Source organism: Streptomyces sp. NPDC006393 (assembly GCF_040628575.1).
Taxonomy (GTDB): Bacteria; Actinomycetota; Actinomycetes; order Streptomycetales; family Streptomycetaceae; genus Streptomyces.
Window position 1 is genome coordinate 1 of record NZ_JBEXZD010000119.1, and the last position, 24,657, is coordinate 24,657.

Below are 24,657 nucleotides of genomic sequence, written 5' to 3' on the forward strand. Positions count from 1 at the left end.
CGCCGGTCGCAGCCCGCACCGCGTCCTCTCGGCGCGCCACCGCCACTCCGACGACGCCGACGATCAGCAGTACGACGACGGTGCCGAGGGTGAACAGCTCGAAGGATGCGCGGGAGACGCCCCAGACGTCGTGGAAGACGTAGTCGATGCCGAAGAGCTGTTCCAGCACTCCGGGGAAGAGGGCCGACCACGACCCGATGAGGATCCACGCGTAGACGAGCGCGCCGCAGAACAGGAAGCCACGCGTGCCGAAGGGGACGCGATAGGGCCGCGGAACGTCCGGACGACGGATCCTGAGCAGGACCAGGGCGGGGATGACGACCAGGTAGGACAGCAGCAACGTGGTGACCGCGACGGTGAGCACCACGGCGAAGACGTCGGCCGCGTCGCCGTTCGCGAACCGCATGGCGGCGAGCATGAACACCGTGGCCACGGCTCCGGAGAGCAGGTTGGTGCGCACCGGTGTGCCGAGCCGGGGATGGAAGGTGCCGAGGGCCCGGGTGAAGAAGCCGCCGTCGGCCGCGGCCATGGCCTGCATGCGGTCGCTGACGATCATCCAGGCACTGCCCTGGGTGAGCAGGGCGAAGACGAACATGACGGCGGTGATCTTCAGCAGGGGGCCGGCCGCACCGCCGTAGACGCCGAAGACGAGGCGGGCGCCTTCCATGAAGCCGCCGATGCCGGTGACCTGGTGGGCGGGTACGACGGCGAGAAGGGCGAGGACGGGCAGCAGGTAGCAGCAGGCGGCGACCGCGGCGGAACGGCCGAGGGCGGCGGGCACGTCCCGTTGCGGGTCGTGCATCTCCTCGCCGGCGGCGTTGGGTGCTTCGAAGCCGACGTAGGCGAACAGCAGGATCGGCACGACGGCGAGGAAGCCGGTGGTGGTCGGGGTGAAGCTCGTGTCGGTCAGGCCGTGGAAGCCGTGCCGCGCCCCGTAGAGCAGGGCCGTGAGGGTGAACACGGCGAGGGCCAGGACCTTCATCGCCGCGCCCGCGGTGGTGATCCACTTGCCGCGGCGCAGGGAGACGACGGCCGTGAGGATGGCGATCCAGACGAACAGGAGCTTGAAGGTGTAGTCGGCCACCGTGCCCGAGCCCAGGTCGAAGACGAAGCCGTCCCAGGTCTGCGCGGCGAGGAAGACCAGTGAGCCGCCGAGCCAGATGGGGTTGGTGACCCAGTACATGAGGGTGGTGAGTGCGGCCGCCGGACGTCCCAGGGCGAGCTTGACCCACACGTACGGGCCGCCTTCCTGGGGGAACGCGGCGCCGGTCTCGGCGAACAGCAGCGCGTAGGGGATGAGGAAGAACAGGGCGATGACCGCGGTCCAGGTGGCGGCCTCTCCGCCGCCGGTGGCGATCTGCCCGACGGTGTCGAAGGAGATGACCGCGGCGATGGCCATGGCCGTGATGTCGAAGCGCTTGAGGCTGCGTTGCAGGGCGCCGGCCTCGGGCTGGGATGCGCGTGGCTCGGTGGTCGAGAGGTTGGAGGACACGGGCAGTTCCTAGGGAGGGAGAGGAGTGACTGCGAGGGGGCGCGTGCGGTGCGCCTGAACGGTGTGGGGTCCGTGTCGGGTGGTGCGGGACGGGTCCTGCCCGGGAGGCCCGGTCGTCGCGGGCCGGGCCTCCCGGGAAGGGCGTCAGGCGGGGCGGATCCGGCCGGTGGGCTCGGTGCGCTCCAGGACACCGCGCAGGGCGGAGGCCGCTTCCTTGGCCTCGGCCTCGGTCATGACGAGCGGCGGGGACAGCACCAGGCTGTGCGCGGAGTCGCGCACGATCACGCCGGTCTCACGGCGGATGACGTCGTGCGGCATCCGGTCGGGGTGCAGGGGCAGGGGTGCGCGGGTGGCGCGGTCCGCGACGAGTTCGACGGCGAGCATCATGCCGACGGAGCGGATCTCGCCGACGATCGGCAACTCACCGAGCTGCGCCTCGAGTTCGGCGTGCAGAACGGCGCCGATGCTCGTCGCGCGGGCGAGAAGGCCCTCCTTCTCGATGAGGTCCAGGTTGGCGGTGGCCACCGCGGTGGCGACGGGGTGGCCGTTGTAGGTGTAGCCCATGGGGAAGCCGTGGTCGCGCAGCATGACCTCGGCGACGTGGTCGCCGACCAGGAGGGCGCCGAGCGGGACGTAGCCGGAGGTGATGCCCTTGGCGGTGACGATGATGTCCGGGGTGACTCCGAAGTACTGGGCGGCGAACCACTCTCCGACGCGGCCGTAGGCGGTGACGACCTCGTCGAAGATCAGCAGGATGCCGTGCCGGTCGAGGACCTCGCGCACGCGGGGCCAGTAGTCGGCCGGCGGGACGAGCATGCCGCCGACGCCCATGATGGGTTCGCCGATCATCGCGGCGATGTTGCGCGGGCCGATCTCCGCGATGCGCTCCTCCAGTTCGCGCACGAGGAAGTCGGTGACCTGCTCGGGGGTCAGCGGCTGGTCGCCGTAGAGCTCGCTGCGGTACGGCCACGGGGGCGTGAGGTGGGAGACGTGCGGCATCATCGGGGCGAAGCCCTCGTGGTAGAGGGGGAAGCCGGTGGCCGAGCCGCCGCCGTAGCCGATGCCGTGGTAGGCCTTGCTGCGCGCCAGGATCCAGGTCCGGCCGCTCTCCCCGCGCCGGTGGTGGTAGTAACGGGCCATCTTGATGGCGGCCTCGTTGCCCTCGGAGCCGCCCGAGGTGAAGTAGACGTGGTTCAGGGGGTCGGGGGCGAGGGAGGCCAGGCGCGCGGCGAGTTCGATGGCGCGCTCGTTGGAGAACTCCCAGAAGCTGGTGAAGTACTCCAGCTTCCTCATCTGCTCGTGCGCCACGTCGGCGAGCTCGGTGCGGCCGTGGCCGACCTGGGCGAGCCAGAGGCCGCCGGTGGCGTCGAGGTAGGTGCGGCCCTCGGTGTCGGTGAGGCGGCAGCCGGAGCCGGAGGTCATGACGACGCGCTCGGTGGCGCTGCCCGGCAGGTAGGGGTGGATGATGTGCTCACGGTCCAGCCGGGTGAGGTCTGCGGCGGCGACGGTCATCGGTGGTGGGTCCTTTGTTCGGTACCGGTGGTGGGCGGGTGGTCGGGAGGTCCGTCAGGCGTCGGCGCGCTCAGGAGTGCGCGATCCAGGTCGTCCTCAGGCCGGTGTACTTGTCGAAGGAGTGCAGGGAGAGGTCGCGGCCGTGGCCGGACTGCTTGAAGCCGCCGAAGGGCGTGGACGGGCTGAGCGCGTCGACGGTGTTGACGGACACGGTGCCCGCGTGCAGGGCGTCGGCGACGCGGTGGGCCCGCCCGAGGTCCCGGGTCCACACGGATGCGGCCAGTGCGTAGGCGGAGTCGTTGGCCAGGCGCACCGCTTCGGCCTCGTCGCGGAAGGGCAGTACGGTCAGCACGGGGCCGAACAGTTCGTCCCGGACGAGCGGGGCGTCGGGTCCGAGGCCGGTGACGACGGTGGGGTCGAGGTAGGCGCCGTCGCGGTCGGGGCGCGTGCCACCGCACACGAGCGTGCCGCCCGACGAGCTCAGGGCCCCGAGGATCCGTTCGACCTGGGCCTCGTCGACGAGCGGTCCGAGACGGGTCGCGGGGTCGAGCGGGTCGCCCGGCAGCCAGCCCCGGGCGTGTCCGGCGACCGCGGCCGTGAACTCCTCCGCGACCGAGGCCTCGACCAGCAGGCGGGTGTTGGCGGAGCACACCTGGCCGCAGTTGTAGACGAAGCCCCAGGCGGCGCGTTCCGCGGCGGCCTCGAGGTCGGCGTCGGCGAAGACCACGTTGGGGCTCTTGCCGCCGGCCTCCGGCCACACCTGCTTCATGTTGGACTCGGCCGCGTAGGCGAGGAACCGCTTGGCCACGCCGGTGGAACCGGTGAAGACCAGGGTGTCCACGTCCGGGTGGAGGCCGAGCGCCCGGCCGGTCGTCTCCCCCGGGCCGGGTACGACGTTCAGCACGCCGTCGGGAAGGCCGGCCTCGGAGGCGAGTTCGGCCAGCAGCAGGGCCGACAGCGGGGACTGCTCGGCCGGCTTCAGGACGACGCTGTTGCCCGCGGCCAGGGCGGGCGCCAGCTTCCAGCTCGCGATGTCCAGGGGGAAGTTCCAGGGCACCACCGCGCCCACGACGCCGAGCGGTGCGCGGCGGACGAGGGCGAGGTTGCCGGGCGGGGCGGGGGCGACCTCGTCGTAGAGCTTGTCGACGGCCTCCCCGTACCAGGCGAAGACGCCGGCCGCGCCGGGCACGTCGGTGCCGTGGGACTCGGCGATCGGCTTGCCCATGTCGAGGGTGTCGCAGAGGGCGAGTTCCTCGCTGTGCTCCTCGATGAGACGCGCGAGGGCGAGCAGGACCCGCTTGCGCCGCGCGGGTGCGGTGCGCGACCAGCGGCCGTCCTCGAAGGAGGTGCGGGCCGCGGTCACGGCCCGGTCGACGTCTTCGGCCGAGCCGGCCGCCACATGGGCGGTGGTCTTGCCGGTCGCGGGGTTGACGGTCGGGATCCACCGGTCCCCGGCGGGGTCGGTCCACGCTCCGTCGATGAACAGGCGCGTGCGTGGCGTGAGGTCGGCGGCGCGCTGCCGCCAGTGGGCGTACGACTGCATGCTGTGGCCTTCGATTGCGTCGTGGGACGTGGGCGAACGTCGCCCGTGCGGATCGGGTGCGGCCCGGGCCGCCCGAGGGACACCGCCTCGGGCCGGCGGGCGCGTCAGGGGCGAGGGACTCGGCAGCGAGCGCCCGGGGCGATTTCTTTGAGTCGAGATTCAAACAATAGGTGAACCAGCCGTCAATGCTTCTGGCGGGAACTTCTTGCGAAAACTGATACGGGTGACAGAGAATCGCTCACCATGGGGAAAGCCGGTAGACCACGCAACCAGACGGCACGCAGGCAGGCCCTCGTCTCCGCCGCGGGACAGGCGATCGCCGAGCGCGGGCTCGAGGGCCTGCGCATCAAGGACATCGCGGACGCGGCGGGCGTCTCCCAGGGCTCGGTCCTGTACTACTACCCCGAGCTGGACGACCTGGTCCTGGAGGTGCACCGGGGCGCCGTCGAGAGCTATCTGGCCTCTCGGCAGCGGGCCTACGACGAGGCGCCCGCCGAGGACCCGGCAGCGCGGCTGCGGGCCCTGCTGCACAGCGGCCTGCCGAGCATGACGGACGATCCGGTCCACGGGCTGCTGTACGAACTGCATCGGCGCGCCGGCCGCAGCCCGGGCCACGCCGAGCTGATGACCTCACTGTTCGCCCGGGAGGTCGCGCTGTACACGACCGCTCTGGAGGTGGGCGCCGCGACCGGTGTCTTCTCCCTCGCCGCGTCCGCGCACGATCTGGCGCACAGCCTGGTGGCGCTGGAGGACGGCTACGGCCTGCACATCGTCAGCCGCAATGCGGCGCTGCGGCCCGACAGGGCCCGTGAACTGATTCTGGCCCATGCGCGGGCCGTGACGGGGCGCACCGATCTGTAGCCCGCCGGCCACCACCCCATCACCCGGCCCCTGTTCCGCGGGGGGCGCCGGCTCAGCCCTCGGCGGGCGGCGCGGCGATCTCCCGCAGCAGGTCCATCACCGCGCGGGCACGGGCGGTCTGGTTCATGCCGCGCACGGAGGCGATCTTGACCTCGAGCGGAGGGCCGCCGTCCCGGAGCTGGAGTTCCGCGATCTCGCCGCCGCCGTAGGTCTGACTGGTCGCCGGCCGCTGGTTGAGCACGGAGTAGCCCACTCCCCGGGCCACCAGGGAGCGCACGGTCTCGTAGCTCTGGGTACGGTAGCGGACATCGGGCGCGGTGCCGGTGGCGGCCACCAGCGAGCGGAAGTAGTCGCGGCTGTGGGGAAGATCCAGCAGGACGAGCGGTTCCCCGGACAGTTCGGCCAGTTCCACACTCTCCCGGCCGGCCAGCGGGTGATCGGCCGACACGATGACGTAGGCGGGAGCGAGGGCGATCGTCTCGCTGATCAGGTCCGGCTCGGCCGACAGACCGAGGCCGTAGGTGAGGGCGAAGTCGATGCGTCCGGTCGCCAGGGCGTGGAGGAGCTGGTCCGTCTCCGCCTCCACCACGTCGATCTCGATGCCCGGATGGCGTTTGGTGCACTCGCTGAACAGAGGCGGCAGGTAGGAGGGAGCCAGGGTCACGAAACAGCCGACGGCCACCGGCCCGGTGATGGTCTCGCCGTCCCCCCGGGCCTCCCGTTCGACCTCACGGGCGCGGGCCAGCAGATCCCGTGCCTGCTGCCGGAGCCGCTCCCCGGCGGGGGTGAGGGTCAGCCCCCGGCCCCGGCGGCGGATGAACAACTGCACCTGGAGGTCCCGTTCCAGGTTGTGGATGGCCGCGGACACGGCGGACTGGGCGATGTGCAGCTCCGCCGACGCCTCGGTCATCGACCCGCGTTCGGCCGCGACGAGGAAGTAGCGGAGCTGGACGAGTGTGAAACCCACTGGTGACGTCATGCGTGACCCTAGTGCCCGGTGACCGTGTCCGCGCCGACCCTATACGGCGCTGGTCAGCGCACCTCGGTGACCGCCGCTTCCGGCACGTCCTCCGGGCGCAGCAGGGCGGAACCGGCGGTCTCCCGCAGGGAGAGCGCGGCGACCAGACCGCAGGCGGCGAACACCATCAGGTACGGGCCGGGCACCAGGGTGCTGCCGGTCGCGGAGATGAGCACGGTCATCAGGTACGGCACGGTGCCGGCGAACAGGGCGGCCGTGACGTTGTACGCGATGGACAGACCGCTCTGACGTGTCCGGGTGGGGAAGGCCTCCGCCGACCACACCGCGTACGTGCCGAGGATCGCCGCCAGGATCACGCCGAGCGGCAGACCGGCGATCCAGGTCCCGGCCGGCCCGGTCCGCATCAGGAGGAAGGCCGGGGTGGAGAGGACCAGCAGGGCCGCCGTCGCGCCGACGAACACCGGCTTGCGTCCCACCCGGTCGGACAGCAGGCCGAACAGCGGCACGAGCGCCAGCCCCAGCAGCGAGATCACCGTGGACAGCAGGGCGGCGCTGTCGGCCGAGTGCCCCAGGTAGTCGGTCTCATAGGTGACGAGGTAGGTCAGCACGGCGTAGAAGGGCACGTGCATCGCCGCCATCAGACCGGCCGCCTGGAGCAGTTCCCGCTTGTGCGAGCGCAGCAGCTCCCGCGCGGGGCTGCGCGGGATCGCGTCGCCGGCCTCCAGGGCCCGGTACTCCGGGGTGTCCTCGATCTTGTTGCGGATGATGAAGCCGATGACGCCCAGCGGCGCCGCGACGAGGAAGGGGACGCGCCAGCCCCAGGAGACCAGCTGGTTCTCGTCGAGCCCCGCGGACAGCAGCAGGAAGGCGAACGAGCCGGCGAGGAAGCCCAGCAGGGACCCGACCTCCAGCCAGCTCACGCCGAATCCGCGGCGGCGCCGGGGCGCGCTCTCCGCGAGGAAGCTCGCCGCGCTGCCGAACTCGCCGCCCGCCGCGAAGCCCTGGATCAGGCGCAGGACCACCAGGAGCACCGGGGCGGCGATCCCGATCGAGGCGTAGCCCGGCAGCAGACCGATCGTCAGGGTCGCGCCGGACATGATGAAGATGACCAGCGACAGGGTGCGCTTGCGGCCGATCCGGTCGCCGAGCGGTCCGAAGACCAGGGCGCCGATCGGCCGGATGCCGAACGACACGGCGAACACCCCGAACACGGCCAGCAGTCCGGTGGTGCTGTCCTCGGCGGGGAAGAAGACCGTGGCGACGGTACCGGCGAGATAGGCGTAGGCAGCCCAGTCGAACCAGTGCACGAACACGCCGACGGCTCCCGCGGCGACGCTCCTGCGCAGTGCGACCGCGTCGGTGGCCACCGCGGCGTCGGTCGCCGTGCCTTCGGTCGTCGTGGCTTCGGTCGTCGTGGCGGCGGTGTTACGGGTGCGCATGCGCGCCTCCTTGGGGAGAGGGACGGAGAATCCGGTGCCGTGGCTCAGACCGCGGGCAGGCCGGTCAGGGAGGCGGGAGTGGTGAGCTCGCGCAGTTCCGCCTCGGTGAGCAACTCGCGCTCGCGTACGAGGTCGAGCGCGGGCCGGCCGGTGTGATGGGCCTCCAGCGCGATGGCGCAGGCGGTCTCGTAGCCGAGTGCGGGGCTGAGCGCGGTGACCACTCCGGTGGAGGCGGCGACGGTCTGCGCCAGCCGGCGGCGGTTGGCGGTGATGCCGCGCACACAGTGTTCGGTGAGGACGCCGATCCCCGCGGTGAGGTGGTCGAGGCCGGCGCTCAGGCTCCGGTAGATGACCGGCTCGAAGGCGTTGAGCTGGAGCTGGCCGCCCTCGGCGGCGAGGGTGACGGTCACGTCGTTGCCGATGACCTCGAACGCGATCTGGTTGACCGCCTCGGGGATCACCGGATTGACCTTGCCCGGCATGATGGACGATCCGGCCTGTCGTGCGGGGAGGTCGATCTCGCCGAGACCGGCCTGCGGCCCCGAGGACAGCAGCCGCAGATCGTTGCAGATCTTGGACAGTTTCACGGCGATGCGCTTGAGCACGCCGGACAGCTGGACGAAGACGCCGACGTCCTGGGTGGCCTCGATGAGGTCGGGTGAGGACACCAGGGTCGCCATGCCGGTCAGCCGGCGCAGGTACGCGATGGCGCGCTCCCGGTACCCGGGGCGGGCGTTGAGTCCGGTGCCGATCGCCGTGCCGCCGAGGTTCAGCTCGTGCAGCAGCAGCCTGGCCTCCGAGAGCCGCTGCTCGTCCTCGGCGAGGGTGGCGGCGAACGCCCCGAACTCCTGGCCGAGCGTCATGGGTACGGCGTCCTGCAACTGGGTGCGCCCCATCTTCAGCACGTCGGCGAACTCGGCGGCCTTGGCGGCGAAGGCCTCGCGCAAGCCGGCCAGGGCGACGAGCAGTTCGGCGATGTGCGTGTCCAGCGCCAGTTTCACCGCGGTCGGATACACGTCGTTGGTGCTCTGTCCGAGGTTGACGTGGTCGAGGGGGTGCACGACCTCGTACTCGCCCCGGTGCCGCCCGAGCAGTTCCAGGGCGCGATTGGCGATGACCTCGTTGGCGTTCATGTTGGTCGACGTGCCCGCGCCGCCCTGGATGAGGTCGACCACGAACTGCTCCCGCAGCGCACCGCCGCGGATCTCGGCGCAGGCGTCCGCGATCGCCGAGGCCAGTGCGGGGTCCAGGGCGCCGACCTCGGCGTTGGCACGGGCCGCGGCCTGTTTCACCGCCGCCAGGGCGCCGATCAGGTGCGGCCGGGCGGCGAGTGTCTCCCCGGTGATCGGGAAGTTGGCCACCGCCCGGGCGGTGTGCGCGCCGTAGTAGGCGTCCGCCGGCACGTCGACGTCGCCGAGCATGTCGTGCTCCGTGCGGTGCCGGTGCTCCGTGGGGTGCCGGTGCTCCGTGGGGTGCCGGTGCTCCGTGCGGTGCTCGTGGTCCGCCGGGGCGGTGCGCTGGTTGCCGGAAGTCAGGGACATCGGTGTCCTCGGGGTCGTCGGGGATCGAGGGGGCCGGTGGACGACGGACGGGAACGGGTTTTGGCGGTGGCGGGAATGCGGAGCGGACACGCCCCGGACGCCGTGACCCCGGGGGTCGGGTCCGGCCGCACCCGGCCGAGTGCGCCGCCCGTCAGGGCGTACCGCCCGGGGCCGGGGACGGCGGCGGAGGCAGCGGTCGCCTCCGCGCCGCACCCGCCGCCGCGGGGCCGAACGTCTCGCAGGCCCTCGCAGCGCACGCGACCGCTGCGCCCGGTCATGGCGGCGCCCGTCCTCCTCATGCCGCCGCTCCCCCGGCGGGCGCACTGGGGCCGTCCCCCGCCGGCGCGTCGCGGTCTCCCCCGGCCGGCGCGCTTCGGTCCACGCCGGTCCAGGCCAGCGCGATCGCCCCGTCGAGCAGGGCCCGCTGTGCCGTCCCGCCCACGCAGTACGCGGCGAACTCGTGCTGGTGGTTGGTGGCGGGCAGGGACCCGATGCCGATGTAGGGGTGGATGGCCGGCACCACCTGCGAGACGTTGCCCATGTCGGTGGAGGCGCGATTCATCCGGGCGGCCTGGCCGGGCGGCGCGAACTGACGGCCCAGGGCGAGGGCGTTCGCGCGGTAGTGCCCGAGGGCGCTCTCGTCCGTGCGGAACTCCGCGTACGGCTTGCTCTCCGGTTCGATCTCCAGCTCGCAGCCGGTCGCGAGGGCACCGGCCTCGAAGGCGCGCATGACCCGTGGCTCCAGCTCGGCCAGTTCGGCGAGGGTCTCCGCCCGCACGTACCACCGGCCGGCCGACCGCTCCGGGATGGCGTTCGGGGCGTCCCCGGCGTGGGTGACCACGCCGTGCACCCGGGCCGAGGCCGGCAGCTGCTGGCGCAGCAGGCCGATCGCGACCTGGGCCACGGTGAAGGCGTCGGCCGCGTTCACCCCGGCCTCCGGATAGGCCGCGGCGTGCGCGGACTTCCCGGTGTAGGTGACCTTGGAGTGGCTGACCGCGAACGGCCGGGCCTCGGCGACGTCGACCGGCGCCGGGTGCACCATCATCGCCAGATCCACCCCGGCGAAGGCACCGCGGTCGAGCATCTCGATCTTGCCGCCGCCGCCTTCCTCGGCCGGGGTGCCGTAGACCTCGACGGAGAGGCCGGCGTCGTCGGCGACGGCGGCCAGGCCGAGCGCGGCCCCCACCGAGGACGCGGCGATGAGGTTGTGGCCGCACGCGTGGCCGAGACCGGGCAGCGCGTCGTACTCGGCACACAGCGCGATCCGCACCGGCCCGCTGCCGAACCGGGCGTGAAAGGCGGTGTCGAGTCCCAGGTAGGAGGAGGTGACGTCGAATCCGGCGCGGTCCAGCAGTTCCGGTACGGCGGCGGCGGCCCGGTGCTCCTCCCAGGCGGTCTCCGGGTCGGCGTGCAGCCGCTCGGAGAGGCCGATCAGCTCCTCGGCACGACGGTCGACGGCCCGCCGGGCGGCCGCTTTCAGCGCGCCCGTCACAGGTCGCCCGGAACGCCGTAGGAGGGAGCGGAGGCGGGGTCGAGTCCGCGCCGCACGTAGTCGTCCCGCTGCGGCAGCCAGACGTCGAGGAGTTCACCGAGCCGGTCCACGGGATCGTCGGCCCAGTCCACCCGCAGGTCGGTCACCCGCCAGTCCACGTCGGCGACGACCGCCAGGCCCGCGGAGTACAGCGGACCCTCCTCGCCGCCTGCCGCGACGCCGGCCTTCAGGGCGGCGAGCAGGCGCTCCTCCAGCTCCCCGGAGGCCGCGGCGTAGGCGTCGAGGAGAACGCCGGGGACGTGCTCGTCGGCCAGCATGTTGCCGGCCGCCACCGCGCCGTCCGCGGTGGCCGAGGCGTGCTTGCCGAGCGTCCGCGAGCCGCTGTACGCGAACCCGGGGCCGCAGCGGCCCAGCACGGTGAGCTGCCGGTACTCGATGGTCTTCGCGTTGCGCGCCGCGCCGATGACGTCGGCCAGGGCGCGTTCCGCGTCGCCGTGGTCGGCCAGCTGCTCCAGCAGGCTCGTGCCGAGCGTGGGGTCGGTGACGTTCTGCGAGGCCGCCGCGCCGAGTCCGGGGCGCAGATGGGCGACCCGGGCCGCGACCGACGGGGACGACGAGCTGACCACGATGCCGAACCGCCCGCCGTCGCGCACCACCAGGGACATGGTCATGCCCGGTCCTCCTCGGGGATCACGGCGATCGCGTCGATCTCGCACAGCCACTCCGGGCGGGCGAGGGCGGAGACCACCAGGCCGGTGGAGATGGGGTGCACGCCCTTCGTCCAGCGGCCCACGGTGCGGTACACCGCTTCGCGGTAGCGCGGGTCGATCAGATAGATCGTCAGCTTGACGAGGTGTTCCATGCGGCTGCCCGCTTCCTCGAGCAGCATCTTGATGTTGGCCATGGCCTGCTCGGCCTGCGACTCGGCGTCGCCGATGCCCACGGACTCGCTGGTGTCGAGGTCCTGGCCGATCTGACCCCGGACATACACGGTGTCGCCGGCGACGACGGCCTGGCAGAGGTCGTTGTCGAGGTTCTGCTCGGGATAGGTGTCGCGCGTGTTGAACGGACGGATCCGGGTGTGCCCGCCGGCGACGATCGGGGCCTTCGCCTGGCGGCCCCCGCTCGTGGACGTCATTCTCTGCTCCTTCAGTTCTTTCCGGTCGCCTGCGCGGCGGCGGGCCGGTCGCTGGTGCCGTACGCGAGATAGCCCCGCTGGGTCGCGATGTGGTCGGCGACATGCCGGGCGTCGTGCCAGACGCCCCAGATGAAGCTGGACCCGCGGCGGGACAGCCAGGGCAGGCCCAGGAAGTAGACGCCGGGCTCGGAGGACACTCCTCGCCGATGGCTCGGGCGGCCGTTCTCGTCGAAGGCGTCGACCTGGAGCCAGCCGTAGTCGGCGGCGAAGCCCGTCGCCCAGACGATCGAGGTGACGCCGGCCTCGGCCAGGTCCAGCTCCAGCAGGGGGCTGGTCACGCAGTCCGGGTCCGGCCCGAGGACGTGGGCTTCCGGCTCCTCGGGGAGGTCCAGCCCGTTGCGCTCGATGTACTCGTCGGCCGCCTTCAGGAACGCGAGGTGCTTGGCGTCGCCGAGCGCGATGTTCGTGGCGAGATCCGGCGCGAAGCGCAGGAGGCCGCCGTCGTAGGACGCGGTCATGCCGACGAGTTCGATGCCGGCGGCGGCCAGGGCCCGGAAGTCCACGGTGTGGCCGCCGCGGGCGCCGCTGACCGCGATGGTGACGTGTTCGGCGCCCTGGGGAGGCGTCTCCGCGTCCCAGATCCCGAGCACTCCGAGCCACCAGCAGAAGTCACGTCCGCGGTACTGGCGGGGAGGACGGTCGTGCGGTCCGACGGAGAGGAGGACCCTGCGGCCGGAGCGGCGCAGTTCGTCGGCGATCTGGACGCCCGAGGAGCCGGCCCCGACCACGAGGACCGCGCCCTCGGGCAGCTGCTCCGGGTTGCGGTACCCGCTGGAGTGGATCTGCACGGGCACGGCGCCGTCGGGGACGACGGGCGGGATCACGGGCCGCTGGAACGGTCCGGTCGCGGCCACGACGAATCGCGCGTCGAGCGAGCCCTGCGAGGTTTCGACCCGGAAGCCGGGCCGGCCGGCGTGCCGGCGCACTTCGGTCACCTCGACACCGCTGCGGATCGGGGCGCCGACCTTCTCGGCATAGGCGACCAAGTAGTCCGCGACCTGTTCCTTCGACGCGAAGCCGTCCGGGTCGACGTCGGAGAACTCCAGCCCCGGGAAACGGTCGTGCCACGCGGGCCCGTTGGCGACCAGGGAGTCCCATCGCTCCGAGCGCCAGCGCTCGGCGATCCGGTGCCGCTCCAGGACGATGTGCGGTATGCCATGGGCTCCCAGGTGCTCGCTCATCGCCACGCCGGCCTGGCCGGCCCCGACGACGACTACTTCGGTCTCTTCACTCGGCATGTCAGCCTCCACTCAGGCGGTAGTCCATCCCGGTGTCGCGTCGACTGTGCTACCGCGGGAAACATCCTCCGAGGCATCCGGAAAGCTGTCCAACAGATGTTTCCGTTGTGAGTGAACTGATTTTCCGATGTGAGTTGCTCCGGCTTCGCTGCCGTATCGCTACGGTTTGGCCGTCTTATCGCTCCGGTGGCCGCCGAGCAGGTCGCGGACGAGGGCGATGGCGATCACGAGCGCGGCGACCAGTGCGGAGAAGATCAGCTGCTCGCGGGCGGAGGGTTCGGTGAGCATGTAGAGCAGCACGAATGTGATCACGGCGATCGTCACCCAGGTCAGGTAGGGGAACAGCCACATCCTGACGACGAGACGGTCCGGGTTCTCCTGGAGGATGATGCGCCGCATCCGCAGCTGGGTGAAACAGATGACGAGCCAGACGAAGAGGGCCACGGCTCCGGAGGCGTTGAGCAGGAAGGCGAAGACCGTGTCCGGCCACTCGTAGTTGAAGAAGACGGCGAGGAAACCGAAGGCGACGGAGGCGAGAATCGCCGCCCTCGGGACGCCGCGTGCGCTGGTGCGGGCGAAGGACGCGGGGGCGTCACCCCGGCGCCCGAGGGAGAACGCCATGCGCGAGGCGGTGTAGAGGCCGGAGTTGAGACAGGAGAGGACGGCGGTGAGGACGATGACGTCCATGATCTGGCCGGCGTGCGGGATGCCGATCGCGTCGAGTGCGGCGACGTAGGAGCCGCGCTCGAGGATGGACGTGTCGTTCCACGGCAGCAGGGTGACGACGACGAACACCGAACCGAGGTAGAAGACGGCGATCCGCCAGATGACACTGTTGGTGGCCTTGCTGACGGCGCGCTGGGGGTGCTGCGACTCACCGGCGGCGAGGGTGACGATCTCGCTGCCCATGAAGGAGAAGACCACCAGCAGTACGCCGGTGAGGATGGCGCCGGGGCCGTGCGGCAGGAAGCCGCCGTGGGCGGTCAGGTTGGCCAGCCCGGCGGTCTCCGGGCGCGAGCCGGGCAGGACGCCGAGGAGGGCGAGGGCGCCGATCACGATGAAGGAGGCGATGGCGACGACCTTGATGCCGGCGAACCAGAACTCGAACTCGCCGTAGCTGCCGACCGAGGCGAGGTTGGTCGCCGTGAGCACGACCATCACGATCAGCGCCCAGGCCCACTGGGGGACGGCCGGTATCCACCCTTCGAGGATCACGGCCCCGGCGGTCGCCTCGACCGCCATCACCACGACCCAGAAGAACCAGTAGAGCCAGCCGATGGAGAACCCGGCCCAGCGACCGAGCGCCCGGTCCGCGTAGGCGGAGAAGGAGCCGGAGGTCGGGTGGGCGGCGGCCATCTCGCCGAGCATCCGCATCACGAGGACGACCAGCGCCCCGACCAGGGCATAGGAGATCAGGATGCCCGGCCCGGCGGCGGCGATGCCCGAGCCGGATCCGACGAACAGGCCGGCGCCGATGACACCGCCGATCGCGATCATGGACAGGTGCCTGTTCTTCAGGCCGGCTCTGAGGCCGTCGGTGGGGGCATCGCTGGGCGTCTGCTTCACCGTGGTCCGTTGCACGCTCATGGATCCCTAACAGTCGGAGGAAGGTGGGACATGTTCGGAACAGGTTGTTCTGCGGGCGGTCGTCGTGAGGGACGGCGGCGCGGGGCGGCCGTGTGCGCGCCGTCGGCGGATACGCCGCGGTGAGGGCGGCGGGAGGGGGTGCACCGACTCCCGTTCCGCCGCCCTCTCGCCCCGCTGCCGGGACACGCTGTGTCGTGCCCGCGGCATGCTGCGCCGCCCCGCGTCGCACGCTCTGCCGTGCGGACGCGGGGCGCCCGGTCGGCCGCCGGGCGCCGGGCGCCGGGCCGGGCGGGCGCCGGATCGGGCGCCGGGGTCAGCTGAAGACCACGGTCCGGTTGCCGTGGAGCAGGATGCGGCCCTGGCAGTGCCAGTTGACGGCGCGGGCAAGCGCCAGGCGTTCGGCGTCGCGGCCGACGGTGACGAGCCGGTCCGGACCGGCGCGGTGATCGACGCGGATGATCTCCTGCTCGATGATCGGCCCTTCGTCCAGGTCCGCGGTGACGTAGTGGGCGGTGGCGCCGACGAGCTTCACGCCGCGGCGGTGGGCCTGGTGGTAGGGCTTGGCTCCGGCGAAGCTCGGCAGGAAGGAGTGGTGGATGTTGATGGCCCGGCCTTCCAGCCGCTTGCACAGGTCGTCGGAGAGCACCTGCATGTAGCGGGCGAGGACGACGAGATCGACGCGGTGCTCCTCGACGAGGGCCAGCAGCCGGGCTTCCGCCTCCGGCTTGGTGGCGGCGGTGACCGGGATGTGCTCGAACGGCACGTTCTCGGCCGCGGCCAGCGGCTTCAGGTCGGGATGGTTGGAGGCCACCAGGACGATCTCGGCGTCCAGCGCGCCGCTGCGCCACCGGTAGAGGAGGTCGGCCAGGCAGTGGTCGAACTTCGACACCATCACCAGCACGCGCGGTTTGACCGCGGAGTCCCTGAGCTGCCAGTCCATCGCGAACTCGGCGGCCACGGGGGCGAACGCGTCCCGCAGGCCGTCCAGGGTGAGCCCGGTGGGCCCGGTGTTGGAGGTGGTGAAGGCGGTGCGCAAAAACACGATGCCGTGGTCGGCGTCGTCGAACTGCTGGTGCTCGGTGATGTCGCAGCCGTGCCCCAGCAGGAACGACGTCACGGCGTGCAGGATGCCGGGGCGCTCGGGGCAGCTGAGGGTGAGGACGAACTCGCTGTGCATGGACGGCTCCTCAGCACTCGACGACGTTGAGGGCGAGACCGCCGCGGGCGGTCTCCTTGTACTTGTCCTTCATGTCGGCTCCGGTCTCCCGCATGGTCTTGACCGCCTGGTCGAGGGAGACATGGTGGGTGCCGTCACCGTGCAGGGCCATCCGGGCCGCGGTGATGGCCTTCAGGGCGGCCACCGCGTTGCGTTCGATGCAGGGGATCTGAACGAGACCGCCGACCGGATCGCACGTCAGCCCGAGGTTGTGCTCGATGCCGATCTCCGCGGCGTTCTCCACCTGCTCCGGGGTCGCTCCGAGCACCTCGGCGAGGCCTGCGGCGGCCATCGCACAGGCGGAGCCGACCTCGCCCTGGCAGCCCACCTCGGCGCCGGAGATCGAGGCGTTCTCCTTGAACAGCACACCGATGGCCGCCGCCGTCAGCAGGGAGCGGACGACGCCGTCCGGGCCGGCGCCGCGCACGAAACGCTCGTAGTAGTGCAGCACCGCCGGCACGATGCCGGCCGCGCCGTTCGTCGGAGCCGTCACCACCCGGCCGCCTGCGGCGTTCTCCTCGTTGACCGCGAGCGCGTACAGGGTGACCCACTCCATGGCGTACAGGGAGTCCGTCTCGGTCTCGGCGTCCGCCGCCCGGAGCTTGCGGTGCAGGGCGGCCGCACGGCGGCGCACCTTGAGCCCGCCGGGCAGCACGCCGTCCCGGGCGCAGCCCTGGCGTACGCACTCCCGCATCACCGACCAGATGTGCAGCAGTCCGGCGCGGACGGCGTCCTCGCTGCGCCAGGACAGTTCGTTGGCCATCATGATCGAGCTGATCGGCAGGCCGGTGGCCCGTGTGTGGGCCAGCAGCTCGGCGCCGGTGGTGAACGGGTGGCGCACCGGTGTGGTGTCCGGGGCGATGCGCGCGGTGCCCGTCTCCGTGTCGTCCAGCACGAAACCGCCGCCGACGGAGTAGTACGTGCGCGCGGCCAGGCGGCGGCCGTCGGCGGCGGTGGCCTGGAAGGTCATCGCGTTGGAGTGGTAGGCCAGCCGCTTGCCGCGGTGCAGCACCACGTCGTCGTCGAGGGGGAAGGCGATGGAGTGCTTGCCCAGCAGGCGCAGGCTCCGCGTCGCGTGGACGCGCTCCATCGTCGGTTCGGCGACGGCCGGGTCGACGAGTTCGGGAGTCTCGCCCTCCAGCCCCAGGACGACCGCCTTCACACTGCCGTGGCCGTGGCCGGTGGCACCGAGTGAGCCGAAGAGCTCGACGTGGACGCGGCTCGTCGCCTCCAGCAGGCCCTCCTGTTCCAGGGCGTGTGCGAAGGAGTGCGCCGCGCGCATCGGGCCCACGGTGTGGGAGCTGGAGGGCCCGATGCCGACCTTGAACATGTCGAAGACACTGATGGTCATCCGCTGCTGCCCCGGTGTTCCGTGCAGGCGTCGACGAGCCAGGCGGCCAGGTAGGGCGCGAACGAGGAGCGGACCAGCAGCCAGACGCCGGCGGCCGCCTCGCCGCGTACGACCAGGGTGACCGGCGCCTGTGCCAGCAGTGTGTTCAGACACGAGCCGACGGGCGTCACCCGCGGATCCAGGTCGATGGCGCAGCCCTGGGCCAGCACCGTGCGGACCAGGTCCCCGGACAGCGCCAGCGTCGTGCGCTGTGCCGAGACGTCGGTGACGGTGGCGAACTCGTCGCCGATGGCCGCCCGCAGCCGGCCGATGAGGTCGCCGGCCGACCCGGTGGGGGCGACCAGCAGCCATTCGTCCGGGCCCATCCACAGCGCCTTGACGTCGCCCGACATCTCGGCGCTCACGGGGCCCGGCAGGGTGATGTCCAGGGCGGCCTCGACGGCCTTGGCCGCGGTGCTGCCGGGCTCCACCCGCAGGGTGAGCTGGGTCAGGCAGGGCAGTTCCCGGGTCTGCATCCCGGTGGGCAGCTGCGCCAGGGTGTCCTGCCACGCGGCGAGCGGGCTGAAGCGCGTGGGGGTCTCAACCGTCACGGCGAGTTCCCTCCTTGTCGAAGAGCACGGGGTCGGTCACGGTCACCGGGATCGTCCGGCCGTCCAGCGGGACGTAGAGGGTCTCGCCGATGCGCCGGGTTCCGGAGCGCACGAGGGCCAGGGCGAACGTGCGCCGCAGGGCGTCGCTGCGGTAGCTGGAGGTGACATGGCCCAGCATGGGGACCGGCGGTGCCGGGATGTCGCTGGTGGCGATGATCTGGGCGCCTTCGGGCAGCAGCAGCTGTTCGTCGGCGGGTAGCAGGCCCACCAGCTGCTTGCGGTCCTCGCGCTGGTTCTCCCGGCGGGAGAAGGACCGCTTGCCGATGAAGTCGGGCTTCTTCTTGGACACCACCCACGACATGCCGAGGTCCTGGGGTGTGATGGTGCCGTCGGTGTCCTGGCCGATGATCGGGTAGGCCTTCTCGGCGCGCAGCACGTGCATGGTCTCGGTGCCGTACGGGGTGATGCCGAAGGGGCTGCCCGCCTCGAGCAGGGCCTTCCAGACGGTGATGCCGTGCCAGGCGGGAACGTTGATCTCGTAGGCGAGTTCGCCGGAGAAGCTGATGCGGCACACCCGCGCCGGGATGCCGGCGACGTCCGCGTCGCGCCAGGACATGAACGGGAAGGCGTCGTTGTCGACGTCCAGGCCGGGGGCCACCAGGGCGAGCACCTCGCGGGAGCGGGGGCCGACCAGGGGGATGGTCACCCAGTGCTCGGTGACGGAGGTGAGGTGCACCCGCAGGTCGGGCCACTCCGTCTGTAGCCACTCCTCCATCCACTCGAGGATCCTGGCGGCGTTGCCGGTGGTCGTGGTGAGCAGGAACTCCTGCTCGGCCACCCGGATGACGGTGCCGTCGTCGAGGGCCATGCCGTCGACGCCGCACATCACGCCGTAGCGGATCCGGCCCACCTTCAGGTTGCTCATCATGTTCGTGTAGAGCTGGTCCAGCAGTACGCCGGCGTCCGGGCCCTGCACGTCGATCTTGCCGAGGGTGGAGCCGTCCATGAGGGCGACGCCGGTGCGGGCGGCCCGGCACTCGCGCAGCACCGCCTCCTCCATGTTCTCGTCCGCCCGGGGGTAGTACCAAGGGCGCTTCCACTGGCCGACGTTCTCGAACAGGGCGCCGTGCTCGACGTGCCAGGGGTGCAGGGCGGTCACCCGGACCGGGTCGAACAGCTCCCCGCGGTTGCGGCCCGCGAGCGCGGCGAAGGCCACGGGGACGGCGGGCGGACGCAGGCGCATGGTGCCGAGGTCGGCGACGTCCACGCCGAGCGCCTCGGCGACGATGCCGGACGTCATCACACCGGAGGTGCGTCCCTGGTCGTGGGCGGTGCCGATCGTGGTGTAGCGCTTGACGTGTTCGACCGACCTCAGGCCCGCCCCTGTCGCGCGCAGTACGTCGCAGACGAGGGCGTCGCGTTGCAGGTCGACGAACTGGTGGGCGCCGTCCTGCCCGTCGCGCGGGCTCGGGACCCGCCACAGCACACGGGTGGGCGCCGTGTCCGGAAGGGGGGTCGTGGCCGGCAGAGCGATCGTCGGGCCGGTCGTGCCGAGCGCCGACAGGGCCCGCCGGGCGGCGTCCGCGCCGTCGGCGAGACAGCCGGCCAGGGTGAACGTCCCCGTGGCCGATCCCGCCGTGCGGACGCCGTCCAGGTCCTGGGCGGGGACGAAGGCGCCGATCCCGGCGTCGTACCGGAGGCTGCCGCGAGCCTGGCTGAACAGGGCCACGGCCGGGTTCCAGCCGCCGGAGACGAGCAGCAGATCGCAGTCGATTCCCTGCCGGTCGCCGAGTCGGCCCTGCCCGAAGGGGGCGACATGGGCCCGGGAGACGCGTTCGACGCCGCTGGTTCCGGTGACGACGTGGCCCGCGCGGAGGTCGATGCCGCGCTCGTCGCAGGCGGTGCGCCAGTGCGCGGGCACGTCGTCGCGGGCGTCGATCACCGCCGCGACCCGTACGCCGGCGTCGGCCAGTTCGAGCGCTGCCGGGTAGGCGCTGTCGTTAGTGGTGAACACGACGGCCTGCTGTCCGGGCAGGACGCCGAAGCGGTTGAGGTAGGTGCGCGCCGCGCCGGCCAGCATGATGCCGGGCCGGTCGTTGTCGTCGAAGGCGACCGGACGCTCGTAGGCGCCGGTGGCGTACACGACCTGCCTGGCGCGGATGCGCCAGACGCGCTGCCGCGAGATGTGGGCGGGCGCCGAGGCGCCAAGGTGGTCGGTGCGCTTCTCCAGGGCCAGGACGAGTCCGTCGTCGTAGTGGCCGAAGGCCGTGGTGCGCCGCAGTACCCGGACGTCGGGGCAGGTGCCGAGTTCCGCGACGACGTCGCTGACCCACTCGGTCGCGGGCCTGCCGTCGAGCGGTTCCCGGCTGCCGAGCAAGCAGCCGCCGGGCTGCGGCAGTTCGTCGACCAGGATCACGCGGGCTCCGGCCCTGGCGGCCGTCAGCGTGGCGGCGAGACCGGCCGGGCCGGCGCCGACGACCAGCAGGTCGCAGTGGGCGTGCATGGTGTCGTAGCGCGCCGGGTCCGGCTCGCCGCTCAGGCGGCCCTGGCCGGACAGGCCGCGGGCGACGAGGCCGTCGTACAGCTCCACGGTGGTGGCCGTGAGCATGGGTTCGGGGAAGGGGGCCTCGATCTGCACGAGGGCGTTGGGCTCTTCGACGCCGGCGGCCAGGATGCCGCGCGGCCTTCCGTACTTGTTGCTGCTCGCCACGTGGTGCACTCCGTTGGCGAGCAGCGCCGAGGCGAGGGTGTCGCCGGGATGGCCGGTGTAGGTCCGGCCGTCGAAGGTGAACCCGAGGGTGGTGTCGCGGTCGATGTGACCGTGGCCGCGGGCGCGGAACGCGTTGGTCATCGGCTGGTCTCCTGGCCCTTGCGCCGGTGTGCGGCGGGTGCGGTGCCGGTGGTGGTGAGGGGGTGCTGGGCGCGGATGTCGTGGACCGCGAGGAACTCGTGGGTGGCGGTGTCGCGCACGGCGTTGAACCAGCGCCGGCAGCCGGCCGCGTGCACCCACCGCTCGGCGAACGGGCCCTTGGGGTTGTCGCGGAAGAACACGTACTGGGCCCACTGCTCGTCGTCGAGCGCGTAGGGGTCCTCGGGGTAGGCGATGTGCGCCTGGCCGCCGTAGTGGAACTCGATCTCTTCGCGCACACCGCACCAGGGGCAGGTGATGAGCTGCATGTCGGTCTCCTTGGCTGGGGCGGTGGTCAGTGGGCGACGGCGGCCGCGCCGTGTTCGTCGACCAGGGCGCCGGTGGTGAAGCGGTCGAGGGTGAAGGGGGCGTTGTAGGGGTGCGGCTGGCCGGTGGCGATGGTGTGCGCGTAGGCCCAGCCGACGCCTGGGGTGGCCTTGAAGCCGCCGGTGCCCCAGCCGCAGTTGAGGTACAGGTTCTCGACGGGGGTGAGGCCGACGATGGGTGAGGCGTCCGGGGTGACGTCGACGATGCCGGCCCAGGTGCGCAGCATGTGGGCCCGGGCGAACACGGGGAAGAGCTCCAGTGCGGCGGCCATCTGGCGTTCCAGGATGTGGAAGGAGCCGCGCTGTCCGTAGCCGTTGTAGCTGTCGATGCCGGCGCCCATGACGAGTTCGCCCTTGTGGGCCTGGGAGACGTATACATGGACGGCGTTCGACATGACGACGGTCGGGTGCACGGGTTCGAGGAGTTCGGAGACCAGCGCCTGGAGCGGGTGGCTCTGCAGCGGCAGCCGCAGGCCGGCCATGGCGGCCAGCACCGAGGAGTGGCCCGCCGCCGCGAGGGCGACCTTTCCGGCGGCGATACGGCCCCGGGTGGTCCGCACCCCGGTCACCCGGCCGTGGTCGATGTCGAGGCCGGTGACCTCGCAGTCCTGGATCAGGTCGATGCCGTACTCGTCGGCGCGGCGGGCGAAGCCCCAGGCGACGTAGTCGTGCTTGGCGATGCCGGCCCGCGGCTGGTAGGTCGCGCCGAGCACCGGGTAGCGAACGTCCGGCGAGATGTTGACGATGGGGCAGACCTCGGCGACCTCCTCGGGCTCCAGCCATTCGGCGTCGATGCCGTTGAGCTGGTTGGCGTAGACGCGGCGCCTGCTGTCGCGGACGTCCTGGAGGCTGTGGGCGAGGTTCAGGACGCCGCGCTGGCTGAACAGGATCGGGTAGTCGAGGTCCTCCTCGAGGGTCTCCCACAGCTTCAGCGAGTGCTCGTAGATGCCGGAGCTCTCGTCCCAGAGGTAGTTGGAGCGGATGATGGTGGTGTTGCGGGCCATGTTGCCGCCCGCCAGCCAGCCCTTCTCCAGGACCGCGATATTGGTGATGCCGTGGTTCTTGGCGAGGTAGTAGGCGGTGGCCAGGCCGTGCCCGCCGCCACCGACGACGATCACGTCGTACGACGGCTTGGGGTCGGGGTTGCGCCACAGGAAGTCCGGATGGTCGGGCAGGACGTCACCGGGTGTGGAGGGAGTGTTGTCGTACGGGTGCATCACTGAGCACCTTCCTGGGCCGCGAGGTGCGGGTCGACGGGATACAGCGGGAAGCGCTCGGTCAGGACCCTCACGCGTGCGCGCAGGGCGGCGGCCACCTGGTCGTCGAAGCCGGGCAGGAAGGCCGTCGCGATGATGTCGGCGACCTCCGTGAACTCCTCGGCGCCGAAGCCGCGGGCGGCCAGGGCGGGGGTGCCGATGCGGACGCCGGAGCTGACCATGGGCGGGCGCGGGTCGAAGGGGACGGCGTTGCGGTTGACGGTGATGCCGATCCGGTGGAGCCGGTCCTCGGCCTGCCTGCCGTCGAGCTCGGAGTTTCGCAGGTCCACCAGGACCAGGTGCACGTCCGTGCCTTTGGTGAGCACGCTGACGCCGGCGGCCTCGGTGTCCTCGGCGAGCAGCCGCCGGGCGAGGATGGCGGCGCCTTCCAGGGTGCGGCGCTGACGGTCGGCGAACTCCGGCTGGGCGGCCATCTTGAAGGCCACGGCCTTCGCCGCGATGACGTGTTCCAGCGGGCCGCCCTGCTGCCCGGGGAAGACCGAGGAGTTGATCTTCTTGGCGAGGTCGGCGGTGGAAAGGATCACTCCGCCGCGGGGGCCGCCGAGGGTCTTGTGGGTGGTCGTGGTCACCACGTGGGCGTGCGGGACCGGTGAGGGGTGCAGGCCCGCGGCGACCAGGCCGGCGAAGTGGGCCATGTCGACCATCAGGTAGGCGCCGACCTCGTCGGCGATACGGCGGAACGCCGCGAAGTCGAGATGGCGGGGGTAGGCGGACCAGCCGGCCACGATCAGCTTGGGCCGGTGCTCGTGGGCGAGCTTGCGGACCTGCTCCATGTCGATGCGGTGGTCCTGCTCGCCGACCTGGTAGGCCACCACGTCGTACAGGCGCCCGGAGAAGTTGATCCGCATGCCGTGGGTGAGGTGTCCGCCGTGCGCGAGGTCGAGCCCCAGGATCGTGTCACCGGGCTGGAGGAGGGCGGCCATGACGGCGGCGTTGGCCTGCGCGCCGGAGTGGGGCTGCACGTTGGCGGCTTCGGCGCCGAACAGCTCCTTGACGCGTTCGACGGCGAGCCGCTCGATGACGTCGACGTGCTCGCAGCCGCCGTAGTAGCGGCGCCCGGGATATCCCTCGGCGTACTTGTTGGTCAGCACCGAGCCCTGGGCCTGCATCACCGCGAGCGGCGCGAAGTTCTCGCTCGCGATCATCTCCAGCGTGCCGCGCTGGCGTGCCAGCTCCGCCTCGATCGCCGCGGCGATCTCGGGATCGAGGTCGGGGAGCCGGGCGCCGAGGACCGCGGAGCGGGCCGCCCGCGGGTCGGGAATGGGGACAGTCATGGGAACTCCCTCGAACGGAACCGGACGACTAGTCGTCGACTGACGGGAGACTGACATGCAACTGATATATCAATCGTCGCGTTGCGATACGCTAGGAGGGTGAATCGGGCCACGTCAAGGGAGGATGTGGGTGTGACGTCGTCGACCTTCGCCGCCGAGAGACCGGGAACGCTGGCCGACCAGGCCTATCGCGCCATCGCGGACCGTCTGGTGACCCTCCGGATCCGGCCCGGGGAACCGGTCAACGACGACCGGATCGCCGCCGAACTCGGCTTCGGGCGCACCCCGGTCCGCGAGGCACTCAAGCGGCTGGAGCACGAACGCCTCATCGTCGCCTACCCCCGGCGCGGCACCTTCGCCACCGAGGTGCAGATCGCCGATCTCGGCCACATCTCCGAGGTACGCCTCCAGCTCGAGCCCCTCGCCGCGGGCCTGGCCGCCGAACGGGCGAGCGAGGCCGACCGCGCCGAACTCACCCGGCTGCTCACGCTGCTGGCGAAGTCCTCGGACAGCGACGACGACCTGATCCGGCTCGACATGACCCTGCATCGAGCGATCTACGCCGCCACCCGCAACCCCTACCTCGAGGACACCTTGATCAGGTACGACAACCTGGCCACACGCATCTGGTGCCTCTTCCTCGACCGGCTGCCGGGACTCGCGGGACATGTGCACGAGCACGGACCACTGCTGCGCGCCGTCGTCGACCGCGACGCGGAGAAGGCCCGGGCGCTCGCCGCCGGCCACGTGGAGGGCTTCGAGACGGCGATCCGCGGCGTCATCTGATCACTGGTGCGGGCGAGGATACGGTGATCGTCGTACGTGCCCGCGGC

Annotated in this window: 20 protein-coding genes; 2 read left to right on the forward strand and 18 right to left on the reverse strand. The window is 71.7% G+C overall.

Annotated features, from left to right (window positions below; genetic code table 11):
* From ABZ484_RS32710 to ABZ484_RS32720, 3 genes are all read right to left on the reverse strand, one after another.
* Positions 1-1,492: APC family permease (locus ABZ484_RS32710; protein ID WP_358869564.1), on the reverse strand; the 1,492-nt coding region annotated here is incomplete at its 3' end.
* A 144-nt stretch (positions 1,493-1,636) separates the two neighbouring features.
* A complete protein-coding gene (locus ABZ484_RS32715; RefSeq protein ID WP_358869565.1) occupies positions 1,637-3,004 on the reverse strand; it encodes an aspartate aminotransferase family protein in 1,368 nt (455 codons plus the stop codon).
* Positions 3,005-3,074: 70 nt separating this feature from the next.
* Entirely contained in the window at positions 3,075-4,547 is a 1,473-nt protein-coding gene (locus tag ABZ484_RS32720) for an aldehyde dehydrogenase (RefSeq protein WP_358869566.1), read from the reverse strand.
* A gap of 243 nt (positions 4,548-4,790) precedes the next feature.
* On the opposite strand from ABZ484_RS32720, the gene ABZ484_RS32725 reads away from it, so the two are divergent.
* Entirely contained in the window at positions 4,791-5,408 is a 618-nt protein-coding gene (locus tag ABZ484_RS32725; RefSeq protein ID WP_358869567.1) for a TetR/AcrR family transcriptional regulator, read from the forward strand.
* 52 nt (positions 5,409-5,460) lie between these two features.
* On the opposite strand, the gene ABZ484_RS32730 is transcribed toward ABZ484_RS32725, so the two are convergent.
* The 15 genes from ABZ484_RS32730 to glyA all read right to left on the reverse strand — a co-directional run bounded on the left by ABZ484_RS32730 (position 5,461) and on the right by glyA (position 23,824).
* Positions 5,461-6,387 (reverse strand): LysR family transcriptional regulator, encoded by a 927-nt coding sequence (locus ABZ484_RS32730; RefSeq protein ID WP_358869568.1) that lies wholly within the window; start codon positions 6,385-6,387, stop codon positions 5,461-5,463.
* A 53-nt stretch (positions 6,388-6,440) separates the two neighbouring features.
* Complete coding sequence (locus ABZ484_RS32735; RefSeq protein WP_358869569.1) at positions 6,441-7,826, reverse strand: MFS transporter; 1,386 nt, start codon at positions 7,824-7,826, stop codon at positions 6,441-6,443.
* 44 nt (positions 7,827-7,870) lie between these two features.
* Entirely contained in the window at positions 7,871-9,367 is a 1,497-nt protein-coding gene (locus tag ABZ484_RS32740; protein WP_358869570.1) for an aspartate ammonia-lyase, read from the reverse strand.
* Positions 9,368-9,662: 295 nt separating this feature from the next.
* Positions 9,663-10,859 carry a M20 family metallopeptidase gene (locus ABZ484_RS32745; protein ID WP_358869571.1) on the reverse strand — a complete coding sequence of 399 codons (1,197 nt, stop codon included), beginning with the start codon at positions 10,857-10,859 and terminating at the stop codon, positions 9,663-9,665.
* A complete protein-coding gene (locus tag ABZ484_RS32750; RefSeq protein ID WP_358869572.1) occupies positions 10,856-11,530 on the reverse strand; it encodes a DUF1028 domain-containing protein in 675 nt (224 codons plus the stop codon). Before ABZ484_RS32750 ends, ABZ484_RS32745 begins: the two co-directional genes overlap by 4 nt.
* On the reverse strand, positions 11,527-11,997 hold the full coding sequence (locus tag ABZ484_RS32755; protein WP_358869573.1) for a RidA family protein: 471 nt from the start codon (positions 11,995-11,997) through the stop codon (positions 11,527-11,529). The genes ABZ484_RS32750 and ABZ484_RS32755 overlap by 4 nt, the downstream gene beginning before the upstream one ends.
* A gap of 11 nt (positions 11,998-12,008) precedes the next feature.
* The gene (locus ABZ484_RS32760; protein WP_358869574.1) at positions 12,009-13,295 is read right to left on the reverse strand and encodes an NAD(P)/FAD-dependent oxidoreductase; all 1,287 of its coding nucleotides are present in this window, start codon (positions 13,293-13,295) and stop codon (positions 12,009-12,011) included.
* Positions 13,296-13,454: 159 nt separating this feature from the next.
* Positions 13,455-14,882, reverse strand: a complete 1,428-nt coding sequence (locus ABZ484_RS32765; protein ID WP_358869575.1) for an amino acid permease — start codon at positions 14,880-14,882, stop codon at positions 13,455-13,457.
* A gap of 313 nt (positions 14,883-15,195) precedes the next feature.
* On the reverse strand, positions 15,196-16,059 hold the full coding sequence (gene purU / locus ABZ484_RS32770) for a formyltetrahydrofolate deformylase (RefSeq protein ID WP_358869576.1): 864 nt from the start codon (positions 16,057-16,059) through the stop codon (positions 15,196-15,198).
* A 10-nt stretch (positions 16,060-16,069) separates the two neighbouring features.
* The gene (locus ABZ484_RS32775) at positions 16,070-17,449 is read right to left on the reverse strand and encodes an L-serine ammonia-lyase (protein WP_358869577.1); all 1,380 of its coding nucleotides are present in this window, start codon (positions 17,447-17,449) and stop codon (positions 16,070-16,072) included.
* Positions 17,446-18,039: a sarcosine oxidase subunit gamma family protein gene (locus ABZ484_RS32780; RefSeq protein ID WP_358869578.1), complete on the reverse strand. Its 594-nt coding sequence runs from the start codon at positions 18,037-18,039 to the stop codon at positions 17,446-17,448. The genes ABZ484_RS32775 and ABZ484_RS32780 overlap by 4 nt, the downstream gene beginning before the upstream one ends.
* Entirely contained in the window at positions 18,029-20,890 is a 2,862-nt protein-coding gene (locus ABZ484_RS32785) for a 2Fe-2S iron-sulfur cluster-binding protein (protein ID WP_358869579.1), read from the reverse strand. The genes ABZ484_RS32780 and ABZ484_RS32785 overlap by 11 nt, the downstream gene beginning before the upstream one ends.
* Positions 20,887-21,216 carry a sarcosine oxidase subunit delta gene (locus tag ABZ484_RS32790; RefSeq protein WP_358869580.1) on the reverse strand — a complete coding sequence of 110 codons (330 nt, stop codon included), beginning with the start codon at positions 21,214-21,216 and terminating at the stop codon, positions 20,887-20,889. Before ABZ484_RS32790 ends, ABZ484_RS32785 begins: the two co-directional genes overlap by 4 nt.
* A 26-nt stretch (positions 21,217-21,242) precedes the next feature.
* A complete protein-coding gene (locus ABZ484_RS32795) occupies positions 21,243-22,490 on the reverse strand; it encodes a sarcosine oxidase subunit beta family protein (protein WP_358869581.1) in 1,248 nt (415 codons plus the stop codon).
* Positions 22,490-23,824, reverse strand: coding sequence for a serine hydroxymethyltransferase (glyA, locus tag ABZ484_RS32800; protein WP_358869582.1), 1,335 nt, complete (start codon positions 23,822-23,824; stop codon positions 22,490-22,492). The genes ABZ484_RS32795 and glyA overlap by 1 nt, the downstream gene beginning before the upstream one ends.
* Before the next feature lie 132 nt (positions 23,825-23,956).
* On the opposite strand from glyA, the gene ABZ484_RS32805 reads away from it, so the two are divergent.
* Complete coding sequence (locus ABZ484_RS32805) at positions 23,957-24,610, forward strand: GntR family transcriptional regulator (protein ID WP_358869583.1); 654 nt, start codon at positions 23,957-23,959, stop codon at positions 24,608-24,610.
* Positions 24,611-24,657 lie beyond the last annotated feature (47 nt).